Source organism: Rhodobacteraceae bacterium Araon29 (genome assembly GCA_039640505.1).
Classification (GTDB): domain Bacteria; phylum Pseudomonadota; class Alphaproteobacteria; order Rhodobacterales; family Rhodobacteraceae; genus CABZJG01.
In genome coordinates this window covers 2,695,201-2,711,862 of the sequence record CP046865.1, presented here as the reverse complement: position 1 = coordinate 2,711,862, position 16,662 = coordinate 2,695,201, and the positions used below count along the sequence as shown (strand labels likewise).

At 49.6% G+C, this 16,662-nt stretch carries 13 protein-coding genes; 6 read left to right on the top strand and 7 right to left on the bottom strand.

The genetic code is table 11. The features are described 5' to 3' along the window. Positions 1-80: 80 nt before the first annotated feature. From GN278_13005 to GN278_12995, 3 genes are all read right to left on the bottom strand, one after another. The gene (locus tag GN278_13005) at positions 81-1,376 is read right to left on the bottom strand and encodes an aminotransferase class I/II-fold pyridoxal phosphate-dependent enzyme (GenBank protein ID XAT61592.1); all 1,296 of its coding nucleotides are present in this window, start codon (positions 1,374-1,376) and stop codon (positions 81-83) included. Positions 1,377-1,583: 207 nt separating this feature from the next. After that, positions 1,584-2,573: a hypothetical protein gene (locus GN278_13000; protein ID XAT61591.1), complete on the bottom strand. Its 990-nt coding sequence runs from the start codon at positions 2,571-2,573 to the stop codon at positions 1,584-1,586. Positions 2,574-2,711: 138 nt separating this feature from the next. Continuing rightward, positions 2,712-3,122, bottom strand: a complete 411-nt coding sequence (locus GN278_12995) for a nuclear transport factor 2 family protein (protein XAT61590.1) — start codon at positions 3,120-3,122, stop codon at positions 2,712-2,714. Between the two features lie 375 nt (positions 3,123-3,497). On the opposite strand from GN278_12995, the gene GN278_12990 reads away from it, so the two are divergent. Further along, positions 3,498-4,862, top strand: coding sequence for an FAD-dependent oxidoreductase (locus GN278_12990; GenBank protein ID XAT61589.1), 1,365 nt, complete (start codon positions 3,498-3,500; stop codon positions 4,860-4,862). Positions 4,863-4,897: 35 nt separating this feature from the next. Next, positions 4,898-5,752, top strand: a complete 855-nt coding sequence (locus GN278_12985) for a crotonase/enoyl-CoA hydratase family protein (protein ID XAT61588.1) — start codon at positions 4,898-4,900, stop codon at positions 5,750-5,752. Between the two features lie 51 nt (positions 5,753-5,803). Here GN278_12985 and GN278_12980 read toward each other — a convergent pair whose 3' ends face one another. The 4 genes from GN278_12980 to GN278_12965 all read right to left on the bottom strand — a co-directional run bounded on the left by GN278_12980 (position 5,804) and on the right by GN278_12965 (position 11,866). Continuing rightward, positions 5,804-8,266 carry a TRAP transporter large permease subunit gene (locus GN278_12980; protein XAT61587.1) on the bottom strand — a complete coding sequence of 821 codons (2,463 nt, stop codon included), beginning with the start codon at positions 8,264-8,266 and terminating at the stop codon, positions 5,804-5,806. A 131-nt stretch (positions 8,267-8,397) separates the two neighbouring features. Further along, positions 8,398-9,504 carry a C4-dicarboxylate ABC transporter substrate-binding protein gene (locus tag GN278_12975; protein XAT61586.1) on the bottom strand — a complete coding sequence of 369 codons (1,107 nt, stop codon included), beginning with the start codon at positions 9,502-9,504 and terminating at the stop codon, positions 8,398-8,400. 86 nt (positions 9,505-9,590) lie between these two features. Beyond that, on the bottom strand, positions 9,591-10,247 hold the full coding sequence (locus GN278_12970; protein ID XAT61585.1) for a YjbE family putative metal transport protein: 657 nt from the start codon (positions 10,245-10,247) through the stop codon (positions 9,591-9,593). Beyond that, positions 10,244-11,866 carry a choline dehydrogenase gene (locus GN278_12965; GenBank protein ID XAT61584.1) on the bottom strand — a complete coding sequence of 541 codons (1,623 nt, stop codon included), beginning with the start codon at positions 11,864-11,866 and terminating at the stop codon, positions 10,244-10,246. The genes GN278_12970 and GN278_12965 overlap by 4 nt, the downstream gene beginning before the upstream one ends. 119 nt (positions 11,867-11,985) lie before the next feature. Between GN278_12965 and GN278_12960 the strand changes: the two genes are divergently transcribed. The 4 genes from GN278_12960 (at position 11,986) to GN278_12945 (ending at position 16,658) form a co-directional block, all read left to right on the top strand. Then, positions 11,986-12,750 (top strand): helix-turn-helix domain-containing protein, encoded by a 765-nt coding sequence (locus tag GN278_12960; GenBank protein XAT61583.1) that lies wholly within the window; start codon positions 11,986-11,988, stop codon positions 12,748-12,750. A gap of 334 nt (positions 12,751-13,084) precedes the next feature. Then, positions 13,085-14,710 (top strand): oligopeptide ABC transporter substrate-binding protein OppA, encoded by a 1,626-nt coding sequence (locus tag GN278_12955; protein XAT61582.1) that lies wholly within the window; start codon positions 13,085-13,087, stop codon positions 14,708-14,710. 84 nt (positions 14,711-14,794) lie between these two features. Continuing rightward, the gene (oppB, locus tag GN278_12950; GenBank protein ID XAT61581.1) at positions 14,795-15,718 is read left to right on the top strand and encodes an oligopeptide ABC transporter permease OppB; all 924 of its coding nucleotides are present in this window, start codon (positions 14,795-14,797) and stop codon (positions 15,716-15,718) included. Between the two features lie 4 nt (positions 15,719-15,722). Next, a complete protein-coding gene (locus GN278_12945; protein XAT61580.1) occupies positions 15,723-16,658 on the top strand; it encodes an ABC transporter permease subunit in 936 nt (311 codons plus the stop codon). The last annotated feature ends 4 nt before the right edge of the window (positions 16,659-16,662 follow it).

Genomic DNA, 16,662 nt, shown 5'->3' with positions numbered 1-16,662 from the left:
ACATCAGCCCATTTTAGGGCTGAGTAAGCTATTATGCCGATCCGAATTTTGTATCTACGGATCGGCATAGCCAAACATTTCTACTTAGTAGCCGCCTGCTTCAGCGCCTGATCAAGATCGCTGATCAGATCATCAGCGTCTTCGATACCTATTGATATCCGCACAACATTCGGCCCCGCGCCGGCGGCCTCTTGTTGCTCGGTGCTCAATTGGCGGTGCGTGGTTGAAGCAGAGTGAATGACCAAAGAACGGGCATCGCCTAAATTCGCCACATGGCTGAAAATCTCAAGGCTGTCGACAAATTTAACACAGGCCTTATAGCCGCCTTTTAGCCCAACGGTGAACAAACCGCCCGCGCCTTTGGGGCAAATTTTTGCGCCGCGATCAAAATAGGGCGAGCTTGGCAAACCGGCATAGGTCACCGCGTCAACCGCGTCATGGCCCTCTAGCCAAGCGGCGATCTTTTTGGCGTTTTCCACATGCCGGTCCATGCGGAGCGAAAGGGTTTCAATGCCCATCAATGTATAATGTGCCGCCTGCGGGTTCATCGTCATCCCCAAATCGCGCAGACCCACGGCAATCCCATGGAAGGTAAAGGCCAAAGGCCCAAAGGTTTCATGGAATTTAAGTCCATGATAGGCCGGCTCTGGGGCCGAGAGCGATGGGAATTTATCGCTGGCTGACCAGTCGAATTTACCACTGTCAACAATGCAGCCCCCGGTCACAGTGCCGTTGCCTGTCAGGTATTTGGTGGTCGAATGCACCACCAAAGTTGCCCCGTGCTCAATCGGCCGACACAGATAGGGCGTGGCTGATGTATTATCGACGATCAACGGCAAACCGGCTTTGTCGGACACTGCTGCAATAGCGTCAAGATCGGTGATATATCCGCCCGGATTGGCGATAGATTCACAAAAAACCGCTCGCGTATCATCGTCAATGGCGGCAGCAACGGCTTCAACATCATCAAAATCCACAAAACGCGCTGACCAACCAAAGCGTCGAATTGTCTGGCTAAACTGGGTGACTGTTCCGCCGTAAAGCCGGGTTGAAACAACCAAGTTACGTCCAGGTTCCATAAGTGGGAAAAGCGCCATGATCTGCGCAGCATGCCCCGAAGAGCAACAGACCGCGCCAGCGCCGCCTTCTAATGTGGCGATACGCTCTTGCAGAACAGCCACAGTTGGGTTGGTCAAGCGTGAATAAATATAGCCAACTTCTTGCAGATTAAACAGCGCCGCTGCGTGATCTGCATCGCGAAATACAAAAGCCGTAGATTGATAAATCGGTGTTTGACGGGCGCCGGTTGCGGGATCTGGACGCGCGCCGGCATGAATTTGCAGCGTGTCAAAGCCGTATGTTGGTCCTTGAGACATTCAAGTTGCTCCTGTTCTAAAATTTCGAATACGATAAAGCTCTGCCAAGGTGAGAACAACACAATTATCCTGTTTAGGATGTAAATCCCATATCATTAAGAATAATTATCCGCCAATCAAGGCGAAATGCAGAACTATGTTCTGCAGTGTTAATTGTTACTGGTCCTTTTTTTCTTTGAAAAAATACTCAAACCTGCGGTGGCTTAATTATCGCATCCAATAGCCTGCAGATTTTATCTTATTGCGAATTGCACGCTCTTTGCGCGGCAGGTTATCTTGATCGAACAAGGCACGCACACGATCTCCGCGGTTATGATAGATAAGCCGCTTAAAGGGCTCATACTGTTTAAGCACTTTTTTAATTTTATTTGGCGCGGCTACCTGCTCTAGCGCAGTGACCACGGCATCGCTTTCGCGCGCGTAGAGCAAAGGCAGGGTCCGGTAATGGCAGCTGACTGCCCCGTCAAGGCTGCCTTTCGGTAGCGCATTCCTCTTTCCCCCAAAACTATGTACCACGAGCGGCAAAGCGACTTGATCCAGCCATGGATCCAGGCTTTGGCATTGAATATTATCAGGCCCGTCATCGCGAATTTTTACTGCATAATCGGTAAACCGTTTCCCAAATTGATGCGGGCTTTTGTAGTAGAAATACCCAGCGTTAAAATACAAGTACCGGCGCCAGTATTCATCGGGTTGCGATTGATCAAGCGAGCTTTCAAAATCTAAATCAAACATGTCGTAGAGCGATTTCCAAATAGCAGTATAGCCGGGGCCATAAAGCTCAATTTCTGGCCAAGTCCCTTCACAGTGCGAAGAGGCAGAAGGTTGGCTAAAGTCAAACGGCACATCTGTGATTTCGCCAGTGATTAAAGTATCACTGTCAAAAAAAACAAAAGGGTCATCCTCGGGAAGCGCAGCAAGGCATTCAATTTTGTTTCCATAGGGGTAGCTTTGGCCAAAATGACTGTTTTCAAAGGGGTAAATTTCGGCGCCCATATCCAATAACGCTTTGCGGCAGTCGTCTGAGTTGATCTTTGGGTTACGCTCCCAGCATGGGCCCGGTTGCGGCTCGGCCACAAATACCTTTCCTTTAAACTTTGGGCTATTGGCCCTTAGCGAGGCTACGAAAAGCACAGCTTCATATTGCAGACGGCCGGCCTGCGCCACGAGGACAATATTGAAGTTCTTTTTGGACATAAATAACCTATTTATAATTATGTAATCTATAACAAGTCCTGTTGGTCTTGAAAAGTCGAATGGATTCCCAGAACTGGATTGTTCGGCTGTGGTCGCATTGCCTAAGGCTGCGGCGAGGGTCCTACATAGGGCTAAAAGTTAGGATAGTGCGTCTTTGTAGCTCAAAAAGCGTGCGTCGCGCATTACGCGCTGATTCATTGCCTCCCGCAGGGCACCAACCGACTTATAGGGCCGCATGACCACCTCAAAACACGCGATCAATCCAGTATTGTCCAAGGTGATCAAATCCACGCCGACCGCATCAAGCGTGCCAATTTTACATTGAAATTCACAGGCCCAATTGACCCCTTCGCCCATAATCCGGCGATATTTGAAATCTGAAAATACATGTCCCACATGGCCCAAAACTGCTGCGACAGGATCACGCCCAGTCCATGTTTTGTAATAGGTCGGGGGCTTAAATTTCACATCTTCGGCCAGCAAGTCTTTGATTGCGTCTTCGTCGCCCTTGGCAACAACATCAAGCATGGTTTTAATGGTTGGGTGCATCCTAGCCTCGTGCTGTGCGTTTAAAAATAGTTTCTGGAAAATCTTTATGGCTTCAGGCTATGCCATAAAAATCATGCTCTGCCCAGTCTCGATCCTCTTGGGTTAGCGTGGGTAACGCCACGTTTTTAAAACCGGCTATGCCGCGGTTAGGCGTTGAGCGGTAAAACGTTGACAATGGGTCAATTAATGAAAAAGGTTGCAGGCAGCACTTTCTTTTCTACCTTTGTGACGGTGCTACATAATCGACCCAGCGGGCCAATGGGAAAAAAGATGCAGGATGAGAGTATGCAGTTTTTTTGCCAACTGTGCCAGAGTGGGGCCGCTATGAAGCCATTGGCCAGCTTAGAAAAACAACAATCGAACAGGATTTAGGCAATGGTTGCTGAGATTTTAGAACCCGCCCGAAAAACGCCAGTGGCTCTGGAAACCGATGTTGTCGTCGTGGGGTCGGGTCCAGGTGGGTTGGCTGCGGCTTTGGCCGCGGCGCGCTGCGGTGCAAAAGTGGTCTTAGTTGAGCGTTTTGGCTGTTTCGGCGGTAATATTACGGTTGTGGGGGTAGAAGGCTTTGCTTGGTACCGGCACGAACAAACCGTTGAAGCCAACGGCATCGGCCGCGAATTTGAAGAGCGGGCCAAGGCCATGGGGGCCGCAGTGCCGGAAAGTCAGTCCCTAAGCTATGAGCTGGACAGTGAAGGATTTAAGCTGGTTGCAGATAAACTGGTTGGCGAAGCAGGCGTGGTGCCGATGCTGCACCGCCAGTTTGTTGCCCCGATTATGGAAGGCACTGAGGTGCGCGGTATTATTGTCGAATCCAAATCTGGCCGCGAGGCAATTCTGGCAAAACGGGTGATTGATGCCACCGGGGACGCTGACATTGCCCACCGCGCGGGTGCGCCAACCATCAAAACTCCTATCGAGGAAACTCAGGCCGCCAGTGTGATGTTCCACCTTGCAGGTGTAGACAAAGAGAAATTCATGCAGGGCGTTGCCGCCGACCCGCAGACCTACAAAGACTGGTCCAGCGGCGAATGGCAGGTTGAAACTGACGGTAAAGAAGATGATATGTTTTCGCCGTTTCTGGGCAAACCTTTTGAGCAGGCCATTCGCGACGGGTTGATCCCCGCTGATCTCAATACTATTGGCGGCACCTGGGGCGCGGTGCACGACAGCGGCGAGATGACCTATATGAACCTTATTCATTTGGCTGGATGCGACGGTACTGATGCCGACAGCCTGACCCAGTTTGAAATCGAAGGCCGGCGGCAGGCGATGCTGGCGATTGAAGCACTGCGCCACTATACAGCCGGATGCGAAGGCGTACGGCTGCGTAATTTCGGCATGAGTATCGGCATCCGTGACAGTCGCAAAATTGATGCGCTGTATAATATGACGGAACAAGACGTGCGCCAGCAAGGCCGGTTTGACGATAGCGTTGGAATTTACCCCGAGTTTATTGATGGTTACGGCATTTTGATTTTGCCCACCACAGGCCGGTATATGCAAATTCCCTATCGAGCGATGATCCCCCAGGATGTTGAAAATCTATTGGTTGCGGGCCGCGCGATCGGTGGGGATCGGGTGGCACACGCTGCGACCAGAAATATGGCCTGTTGCGCTGTTGCTGGCCAAGGCGCTGGCATTGCGGCGGCGCTGTCGGTGCGAAGTGGCTGCGCATTGCGCGATATTAATATTGGTGCGCTGCAGGCAGAGCTGCAGCGACAAGGGGTGCGGATTGATTAGCCTTATGATAAGTTAACCCAAAGCAGAGGGGCGCTATGAGCAAGGTTCTTTATGAAAAAGATGGCCGGATTGCCCGGATTACTTTGAATCGGCCAGAGGTCATGAACGCCATTGATGATGATCTGCCGCAGCTATTGTCGCAGGCGGTAAGCCGCGCTGACCAAGACCCAGAAGTGCATGTAATGATCTTATCGGGGGCAGGTAAAGCTTTTTGTGCCGGCTATGATTTGACTTATTATGCCGAAGGGGCAAGCCAGAATAAAGTGGTTCAGGACATGCCTTGGGATCCAATGCAGGACTATCAGTTCATGTGGGCCAACACCCAGCACTGGATGTCAATGTTTCGCGCGCTGAAGCCGGTGATTTGTAAAGTCCATGGATTTGCCGTGGCGGGGGGATCGGACATCGCGCTCTGTGCAGATTTAATCATCATGTCCGATACTGCGAAGATTGGCTATATGCCGACCCGGGTTTGGGGCTGTCCGACCACTGCGATGTGGGTTTATCGGCTGGGTCCAGAAAAAGCCAAGCGGATGATGTTTACGGGCGATAAGATCACGGGGCGCGAGGCGGCCGATATGGGGTTGGTGCTGCAATCTGTCCCAGAGGCAGAGCTGGATCAAACCGTCGAAGCTTTGGCCAAAAGGATGGCAACGGTGCCGGTCAATCAACTGGCGATGCAAAAAATGGTGATCAACCAAACCATGGAAGCAACGCTAAACCAAACCCAACGTTTGGCCACGGTTTTTGATGGCATCACCCGACATTCCCCGGAAGGAATGAATTTTTTGGCCCGGGTCGATCAAGTCGGGTGGAAGCAAGCGGTCCAAGAGCGCGACGAGGGCAGCTTTGATTGGACCGCAAATCAACCTATTCCTCCGCGCACATAATTTTGGAACCGCAAGCCAACGCCTGAAAGCTGACTTGCTGATATTACCTTCCTATGGACCAAAGACATGGTTTGGCAGCCAAAGTACAATCTGTGGGAAGATAAAGATTAATGACAATCCAATAAGTTGGATCAGCATAAACTGCATCATACCCAAGTAGATATCTTTAAGATCCCAGTCTGGCACAACGCCTTTGAGGAAGTAGGCCGACAAAGCCACCGGGGGGGATAGCCACGCCGTTTGCAGGTTCACCGCAACAAGAATGCCGAACCAAACCATAAGGTCGTAGCGATCCAAGCCGTGAATATCCAAAGCCTCGACTGTGGGCAGAAGGATCGGCAAAACGATCAACACGATCGGCACCCATTCCAGCGGCCAGCCAAGCACAAAGATCAGCGCCATTACCAGCAACAGAATAAGGTAGGGTGACATATCCAGCCCCAAAAGCATCTGTGTCATCATCTTGGGCGTTCCAAGGTTTGAAAACTCAGCCCCAAAGAAGTTTGAAGCAGCCACAAGGAACATGATCAAAACTGTAATTTCCAAAGCTTTAATCAAGTTGTCAAAGAAACCGGCAAAGGTAAATTTACGGTACCCGATGGATAAAAGAATAGATCCAAAGGCGCCCATTGCGGCGGCTTCTGCTGGCGTTGCAAAGCCCAATAAGATCGAGCCCAGAGCAAACGAGATCAAAATCGTTGGCGGCATGAGACCGGCAAAAAACTCATCCCAAATATCCGAGAATTCAAAGCGGCCATCTGCATCGCTTCGATAAATAGGCAAGGATAAGGCCCCGAGTAGGAGCATAAAGGCAAACAGTAGGACTGATACGGTTGGGAAGCCCCCGGTCCAATTCGCTAAGACCATATAACCATGGAACAATATTGCCAAAGGAAGCGCAATGCGCAGCACCATCAGATGGCGATAGGCGCGATATGCAACTAACAAAACAGCGCCCAAAACAAGTAAGCCGCTAAACGGAATAACCCCGGCAAAGGTCCCACCAAGACCAAGGCCAAAGACACGGCAAATGGTCAGAACCCCTAAAGCTATAAGGGCAACTTCCGCACCATAGAAATCAGAGGTTTTCGGCTGATCTTCTTCGGAAAGGATTGGTCCAAGGTCTGGGTTCAACCAACACCGTCCCAAAGTGTAGACAAGGTACAATGTCGCAAGCAGCGCGCCAGGGATGAACGCCCCACGGAACAGATCCAGTGTGGACACCTCTAGAACGGGACCCATAACAATCAACATAATGGAGGGTGGGATCAAAATACCTAAGGTGCCGCCTGCTGTAATAGTACCTGCCGCGAGTTTAACATTATACCCTGAGCGGCTCATGGTCGCCCCGGCCATAATACCCAATAGCGTTACCGATGCCCCCACAATCCCGGTCGCAGCCGCAAAGATTGTCGAGACGATCAATACGGCGATATAAAGTGAGCCGCGCACGCGGGCCATTATCATCTGGATCGATGCAAATAATCGCTCCATTAGACCAGCAGCCTCCATGACAATACCCATCAAGATGAAAAGAGGAACCGCCATAAGTTGGTCGTTCAGCATTGTTGAGTTTGTATTCAAGGTCATCAAAAGTGTTGTCAGTTTGAAGTTCGATGCCCAGATGCCGAAGAAAAAGGCCAAGAAGATCAATGTGAACGAAATTGGAAAGCCAACAAAGATCACAAAGATCATCGCTGCCAACATGATGAACCCTATGGTGGGTTTGGAAAGACCCGGGCGTGCCGACATTATATCCGTAAACCATTCACCCCCTGGCGTCGCATCTGGATAGAACACTGCCATGACCAGCCAAATTAAGGCGATAAAATACGCCGGCATTGCCCTGACGAAATAGCGTTCACGCTCTTTGCCCATTTTATGCAGGGCCCGGAAAAGTTCTGGGAAACCTTGCAAAAAAAGTAACAAACCACCGACTGGCATAGCAAGGCGTGCGGGCCATAGGAGTGGCTCCCAAGGGCTGTCAAATGCGGTCTCGCCAGTTCTGTAGGCAACCTCCCAATACTGGGCGGCGATGATGGTGAAAAAGAGCATGGAGGGTATGAAAAACGCCATGTAAAGCATGGCATCAACAGTTGCCTGCGTTTTGTTAGACCAATTGCGATACAAGAAATCTGCGCGTATGTGCACGCCGCGCATTAGGCCATACCCTGCAGCGCCCATGAACAGAACACCCGAAATCATTCGGCTGATGTCATAGGCAAACTGGGTTGGCCCAAGACCTAGAGCGCGGGCGGTGTCGTCCCAGCCATTGCTTGCCATAATGCCAAAGGCGTTGCGAGAAAACACTTCGATGACAACAACACCGATTAAGGGAACCATCAACAGACACAAGATTTTTCCGGCCCAGTCGTTGATCAGATCAATCCATCCCGTGATGGGGCGTTGCCATGGCGTCATATCTTCGGGAGTTTCCCCTGGCTTTTCTTTCCGCCGCTCTGCGATCAACTCATCCGCGATTTCTAAATCGTCGGGTATAACCTCGTCAGCCATGAACCCTCTCCCTTTCTGTGCTCTCTCTAGCTAAAGGGAGCGTTCTTTTTTTGGAAAAAGCCAGATGCTCTTGCCAAAAAAAGACGGTGTGTAGGGCCCCGAAGGGCCCCACCTATTATCATCAAAGTAGTTTACTTCAAAGTGTCCGCGTGGGCTTTACCCAAACCAGCGTTAGACGCTTGTGCACCTGCCCAGAATGGAACGGCGATGTCAGCAAAATCTTTTTGTGACTGCCATACTTCTGCGAAGAATTCATTGTCTGCGGCGGCAGCTTCAAGAAGCTTTTTCGCAGCAGCCATGTATTCTGTGAAGTAGTCTGCAGGAGTATCTTCTAGAATAACGCCGTGGTTTTCTGTCAAATCCTTCAGTGATTTACCGTTTTCCAGGATACGGTAAGACATTGATTTAGACAAAGACGCGTTTGCAGCAACTTCTATGGCTTTCTGTTCCATCGCTGACAGGCCGTCGTATACATCACCGTTGATGTAAAGGTCAGCGTTTACAACAACCTGGTGCAAACCTTGCAGGTAGTAGTGCTTAAGAACTTTTTGGAAGCCAAAAACTGAGTCTGGCTTCGGGCAGCACCACTCAGCCGCGTCGATTGTGCCTTTTTCAAGCGCAGGAAGGATATCCCCGCCGCCCATGGCAACAGCCGCAACACCGATTTCGTTATACGCTGCACCAACCATGCCTGGAGGGGCGCGGAAGCGCAGTTTCCGGAAGTCATCCATAGAGTTAATTGGCTCTGGGAACCAACCCAATGCTTCTGGTCCAACGGGCTGCAGCATAAAGCCTTTTACATTAACGCCCATTTCGTCCCAAAGCTGGTCGTAAAGCTCTTTACCACCGCCGTATTGGAACCATGATAGGAATGCGAGAGCATCCATACCAACGCCAGCGCCCGCAATCGGTGCGCCAAAGAGGTTGGCAGCTGGGTGCTTACCACCCCAATAGTGTGTCCAAGCGAAACCGCCTTCTACAAGGCCGGCGTCAACCGCGTCCATGATATCGCGTGGGCCAACAACAGCACCTGCGGGCAGAATTTCAATTTTCAAAGAGCCGCCTGTCAAGGCCGCAACATCGTCCGCAAAGCTCCCCAGCATTTTAACTTCATCTGATGAATTGCTCAGAACTGACTGAATACGAATTACGGTTTCAGCCGTTGCGGTAGACGCCATCATCGCGGCGGCGACACCTAGCGCAGTTGCGCTGGTTTTCAGTTTTTTTAGGTCAAACATTATAGTTTCCTCCCATAAGTTATGCCTTCTTTGTTCTTTTCATGCTTCTGCCGAAGGCATTGCGGAAGCTTGAATCTCGATATTGGTTATCCTGGCGCTACGGCTTGTATAAACGCGAGAACTCCAATTTCAGGATCGGTGAGGCCGCGGTGGAACATTTCCGCCGCAACATATACTAAAACAGCAAGCCCGAGCCAAGAAATGATCGGGAACCTTGCCAGTAGCTTCATGATTAAAGTGGCAGCAAAGGCCATAAGAGCAATGGCCAAGGCAAGGCCAAAGATCAGCATATTGGTATTACCATCAGCAATAGCGGCCACTGCAAGCACGTTGTCAATCGACATTGAAACATCAGCCACCATGATATAGATCATCGCGCGCCGCATGGTTTTGCGCGGCGATCCCGTAGAATCCAGTTCGGCGGTTTCTCCTGCTTCGACTGCACTGCTTTCGCCATCGGATTGTCGGTTGGCTTCGCGAATTTCGCCAAAAAGCCGCCAACAGACCCAGAACAGGAGTAAGGCTCCGACGAAGAGCAAGCCCGGTATGCCAAGAAGCTTGGTCGCGATAACGGCAAAGACAATGCGCAGCAAGGCCGCGACCACCATGCCATAAAATATCGCCTTTTTACGCATTTCTGGCGGTAAAGAGGCGGCTGCCATGCCAATAATCAGGGCGTTGTCGCCGGACAAAACTATGTCTGCGACAATGATTGAGAAAATATCACCGGCTTCAGCAATCATGAGTAGTGGCCTCCGGTGGTGGTTGTTTTTTGGTCTTGTATAATCATATCAGCTGCTTTTTCCCCAATCATTATGGCTGGTCCATTGGTGTTTCCTGACACGATCTGCGGCATGATTGAGCAATCAACAACGCGCAGACGGTCTAGCCCATGCACCCGTAAAGTTTCATCCACGACTGCCATCGGGTCTTGGCCCATTTTGCAGGTGCCAGTTGGATGATAAATCGTTGTCGAGGTCTGCCTTGCCCAGTCAAGTAAGCCGTCATAGTCCTCATCGGGCACATCTGGGCCGGGCTTATATTCTGTTTCGATCATATCAGACACGGGTTGGTGGCGACAAATGCGTCTGGCCACTCTGATGCCATCAACTATTGTATTTTGATCGACCTGTTCAGAGAGATAGTTAGGATGAATGGCCGGATGGTCTTTGATATTTGCTGATTTAAGCAGGATTTCACCGGTGCTTTGCGGACGCAATTGTAAAACCGAAGCAGTAAAGGCATCAAAATTATGCATTTCGATGGTTGGATCATCTGCGCTTAGTGGCTGGATATGAAATTGAATGTCTGGGCTCTCTAGCTCGGGGCGTGTTTTTAAAAAAGCAGTGCCGAGGCTGGCCGCGAGGGTCATTGGGCCGGAGCGTTTGAATGTATATTGCATCCCGATAGAAAGGTGGTTCAGCAGCCCGCGGGTTTTGGTATTAATAGTGGGCAGATTTACCTTGTAAACGGGCCGCGCCTGCAAATGATCTTGTAGATTTTTCCCGACCCCGCCCAAAGCGTGCAAAACCTCAATCCCGTGGTCTTTCAGCTCATCCGGCACACCAATGCCCGACAGCATAAGCAATTGTGGAGAGCCGATTGCGCCTGCGCTTAAAATGACTTCCTTGCGCGCTTTTATATGCTGCCTTTTATGGCCTTGCGTGATTACGATGCCAGTTGCAGTGCGGCCTTCGAAAGTTATATTTTCGACCAGTGCTCGGGTCAGAATATGCAGATTATCTCGGCGGCGGACGGGTTTAAGGTAAGCTTTTGCAGCACTACAGCGCAGGCCGTTTTGAGCCGTTTGTTGAAAAAAGCTTACACCTTCTTGGTCACCAGAGTTGTAATCACTATTGTAAGAGAATCCAGCAGCCTGAGCGGCTTCTATCCATGCGTCAACAATCGGCCAAGAACTATGTGATTGGTTGACTTCTAAAGGTCCGTTTTGTCCACGTTCACCGTCATCGGCCCCATTCCAATTTTCTGATTTTTTAAAGTATGGAAGAACATCATCCCAAGACCAGCCGGAGTTTCCTCTTTGTGCCCATCCATCATAATCTTGCGTTTGGCCGCGCACATAAAGCAAACCGTTGATGGAGCTTGATCCGCCCAAAGTTTTACCCCGCGGCCAGTTAATGGCGCGTCCGTTGAGGCCGGGGTCTTGCTCGGTACGGTACATCCAGTTCAAAGCTGGGTTTTTGATGGTGCGAAAATATCCAACAGGTATGTGTATCCACGGCGAAACATCACGGCCGCCAGCTTCGATGACAGCCACTCGTACAGATGGATCTGCGCTGAGCCGGTTGGCAAGAACACACCCAGAAGAGCCTGCACCTACAATCACGTAGTCAAATTCCAAAAAAACCGCCCTTAGATACAAAAAATGAGACTTTTCGTCCCAATTTATTAATAAAGCATTGTTTTTTGATTCTTTTCAAGAGATATTTTGAAAAATGTGGTTTTTTAGGAGTTGGAAAGATGTCGTCTTCACAGCGAATGCCCACCAACATTAGGCCTTTGCTGATCTTAGAGGCCTTGGGCGAATCTTCATCGCCGATGACCCCGACAGAGATCGGCCGCGCGATTGGATTGCCGAAACAAACCGTGCACCGGGTCTGTGCGACCTTGGTGGATCAAGGATTTTTAATTTATGAGGACAGTGGCAAAAGACTGCGTGCGGCACGGCGCAGTCGCACCATTGGGGCGGGATTGATGTATTCATCGCATTTGCATGTGATCCGCAGACGAATTTTAGAGAGTGTAGCCCGTCAGGTTGGTGAAACTGTAAATTTTGCGGTGCCGGAAGTATCGGGAATGAGCTATCTTGACCGGGTTGAAACCGACTGGGCCTTTCGAGTTCAATTACCAATCGGGACAAATGTGCCGTTTCATTGCACTGCCAGTGGCAAAACCTATCTCGCCTCGCTTTCTGCAAATGATCGCGCTAAATTAATTCCAACGCTAAACCTAGAAGCTCATACATCCAATACATTTACCTCGCCATCGGCGCTTTTGCAGGAGTTAGACAGTATTTCTAAACAAGGATATGCCTTAGATAACGAAGAGTTTCTGGATGACATGCTAGCGATTGCTGTGCCGGTGCGCCAAGCCAGCGGTCGATTTGTTGCAGCAATTGCATTTCATGGGCCATCGATACGGCTCGACCGTGAAAAGTTGGTGGCCTCTAAGCCCGTTTTGCTTGAAGCGGCGCGACAATTGCAAGCTGTCTTGTTTAAAGACTGACATCTATTCGCCCGAGAACACTGCAGCCTGCAGTTTTCACCGCTAGGAGCCGCCTAAGCGGATAGATTTGGAAAGTACAACCGGGGTGCATTGCTCAATAATACAGCAAAGATCACGGGCGGCGGTTTCATTTGGACAGGTTTACTTCCTATTCGAAAAGAAAATTCAAAAAAATTCACCACAATGTGAAGGAAACCCACTTTAGATTGCGAAATGCAGTCTAGGCAACTCATCGCGAGCGTGTTTAACTTTCACACACTTTGGTATTAAGCGATTCACTTGTTTGTATCAAAAAAGGAAACTCAATAAGTTATTCACCAAAAGGGAGAGATGAATGAAACATTGTATTAAAGCTATATTATTGGCATCGGCTGTCAGCTGGGCAAGTGGCCCGCTTTTGGCCGCTGGAACCCATCCGACAACTGGCGAGGCCTTGGCGGATGACCAAACATTTACCTATCAAACCATTGACGAGCATACCTCGGTTGATCCGCAACTCGTAGAAGATGTGGGCGGCGCTGCAATTGTTCGCGACCTTTTTGAAGGTCTCTATAACCAAGATGCGGATGGCAATATGGTGCCCGGCGTAGCGCTAAATCATACCACAAATGCCGATAAAACCGTTTACACATTTACCCTGCGCAACAATGCAAAGTGGTCAGACGGCAAAACCGTCACTGCGGGTGATTTTGAATATGCGTGGAAACGTCTTGCGGATCCGGAAACCGCCTCAGAATATCAATGGTTTATGGGGGTGATGAACCTTAAAAATGCGGTTGATGTGATGTCTGGCGAAATGCCGGTTTCGGAATTGGGCGTTAAAGCGCTAAACGATACTACGCTCGAAGTTACGCTCGCCGGCAGTATGTCCTATTTCCCACTTACCACAACGCATAGCTCCACATTTCCGACCCCGCAATGGGCCATAGAAGCGCACGGTACCGACTGGGTGAAGCCTGAAAATATTGTCTCAAACGGCGCCTATGTGCTGACCAAGCACGTGCCAAATGAAACATTGGAGCGTGAGCGCAACCCGATGTATTGGAACGACGCGGAAACCATCATGGAAAAAGTCGTGATCAAGATCGTCAATGACGAAAACGTGGCACTGACACGCTACCTCGCCGGCGAATTTGATCAGACAGGCGTGCCAACGGGCCAGTTCTTGAAAATGCAAGAGCAGTATCCAGACGAAGTGCATTCAAACCCCGCACTTTGCACCTATTATTATAGCATGAATATGGGCGAAAATGGTCCAGAGGCATTGAAAGACAAGCGGGTAAGACAGGCGCTGTCCTATGCCATTGACCGTGATATCATTGTTAATAATATACTACAGGCAGGTCAGTTCCCCGCCTATACCTTTACGCCGGCTGCAACAGCCGGGTTTACAGTACCAGAAGTCGAAGCTTCCACAATGACCCAAGCCGAGCGTGATGCCAAAGCGGCAGAATTGCTTTCTGCGGCGGGGTACGGCACGGACAATCCACTGTCGGTCGAAATCCTCTATAATACCTCTGAGGGTCACAAAAAGATCGCGATTGCCATCAGCCAGATGTGGAAGCAAAAGCTGGGTGTGGAAGCAACCATGCAAAACCAGGAATGGAAAACCTTCCTGACCACGAAAAGTGAAGGCAACTATCAGGTTGGTCGCGCGGGTTGGTGCGGTGACTATAACGAGGCCTCAACTTTCCTAGATCTGGTCGGTTCAGCTTCTGGCTATAACGATTCCAAATTCGCAAATGCTGAGGTTGATCAATTACTGTTGGATTCAAAAACGTCAGATAATCCACAGCCAAACTATACGAGGATTGAGGAAATTGTTGCTGATGAAGTTCCTTTAATCTCAATCTACCACTATACGAATGCAATGTTCCTAAAACCATCTATCAAAGGATGGCCATTTGAGAACGTTGAAGGCAATTGGTATTCTAGGAACCTTTATAAGGTTGCAAAATAATTAATTAATGCTCGCGGGCACCGATATTTTTCGGTGCCCGTTCTTTATCCGCAAGGCAATTTCTGACTTATTTGGAACGTACCTATGCTCAACCTGATTGTTCGCCGTGTGGCGATTGCTATTCCGACTTTGCTGATCATTTTGGTGATTTCATTTTTACTAATGCATGCAGCGCCCGGAGGGCCTTTTACTTCGGAAAAGCCGCTGCCACCGCAAGTTTTGGCCAACATTGAAGCAAAATACGGTCTTGACCAGCCGATTTACAAACAAATGATTAATTATACCGTCGGGATACTGACGGAATTCGATTTCGGTCCCTCGTTTAAATATAAAGATCGCACTGTAAATGAGATTATCGCGCAGGGATTTCCGGTGACCATGACCTATGGCATTTGGTCTTTTATCGTGGCAGTGTCTTTTGGTATTCCGCTTGGCTTGATCGCGGCACTGCGGCAAAATACCAGAACCGATTATTTCGCGGTGGGCTTTTCAATCACTGCTAGCGTGTTGCCAAATTTTGTCATGGCGCCGCTATTGATATTGGTATTTACTTTATGGCTTGGACTTTTGCCGGGCGGTGGTTGGAACGATGGCAGTTGGGAAAACCTGATCCTGCCGGTGATCGCGCTATCTACATCCTACACAGCCGAGCTTACCCGGCTAACGAGGGCTTCATTACTTGAAGTGTTGCGGTCAAATTATATCCGGACGGCGCGGGCCAAAGGACTGCCAGAGCGGACGGTGATTTTGCGTCATGCGCTCAAGCCGGCAATGCTGCCGGTCATCACTTATCTGGGACCAATGTTTGTTGGTCTGATCACGGGCTCTTTCATCATCGATTCTATTTTCTCGACCGGTGGCATGGGGTATTTCTTTGTCAACTCGGCCTTAAACCGGGATTACTCAGTGATGCTTGGTATCACCTTGCTTGCGGGTGGATTGGTGGTTCTGTTCAACCTTATTGTTGATTTGGCCTATGGCTGGCTCGATCCTCAAATAAGGTATTAAGCTGATGATAAATTTGAAAGCCAAGAAAAATATAAATTTTGATGATTTTGAACGAGCCATTGGCGATGAAATGAAAGGCCGTTCGCTTTGGGTTGATGCCCGCATCCGCTATGCCAGAAATAAAATGGCAACGATCTGTCTATTTACCCTAATCCTGGTTGGTATCTTTTCAATCTTCGGCAATTACTTTGCTGCTTACAGCATTGAAGAAATTGACTGGGCTGTGTTGGGGATGACCTACGAAAAAGGCTACCCCAGTTTAGAAACAGGGCATTATTTCGGCACGGATGAAATGGGCCGTGACCTTTATGCGCGTGTGGTGCAAGGCAGCCGAATTTCGCTCGCCGTTGGATTTATCGGCGCCTTTATTAGCACCTTTGTTGGAACAATTTATGGCGCGATATCAGGGTATATAGGAGGCCGCGTTGACGGCTTTATGATGCGGATTGTCGATATTTTGATCTCAATTCCTTTCATGTTTGTGCTGATCCTTTTCTTAGTGGTATTTGGGCGCTCCATCTTGATGATTTTTGTGGGCATTGCACTGTTTAGTTGGCTTGGCATGGCGCGTGTGGCGCGCGGACAGACTATGACGCTTAAAAACAAAGAGTTTATTGAGGCCGCGCGGGCCATTGGAGTGTCGCAATTTACAATTGTTATCCGCCATATTGTGCCGAACTTACTTGGAATTGTGATCGTCTACGGCTCATTGATGATCCCGGGATTCATTATGACGGAAAGTTTTATTTCCTTTCTTGGTCTTGGTGTGCAAGAGCCCAATACAAGCTGGGGCTCGCTGATTTTTGAGGGGGCAAGCACCATGACTTATGGCACAATTTGGCAGCTTGCCTTTCCGCTGTTTTTCTTCACCGTCACGATGTTTTGTTTTTACTTTATTGGCGATGGTCTGCGCGATGCGTTTGATCCCAAAGATCGGTAGGGGA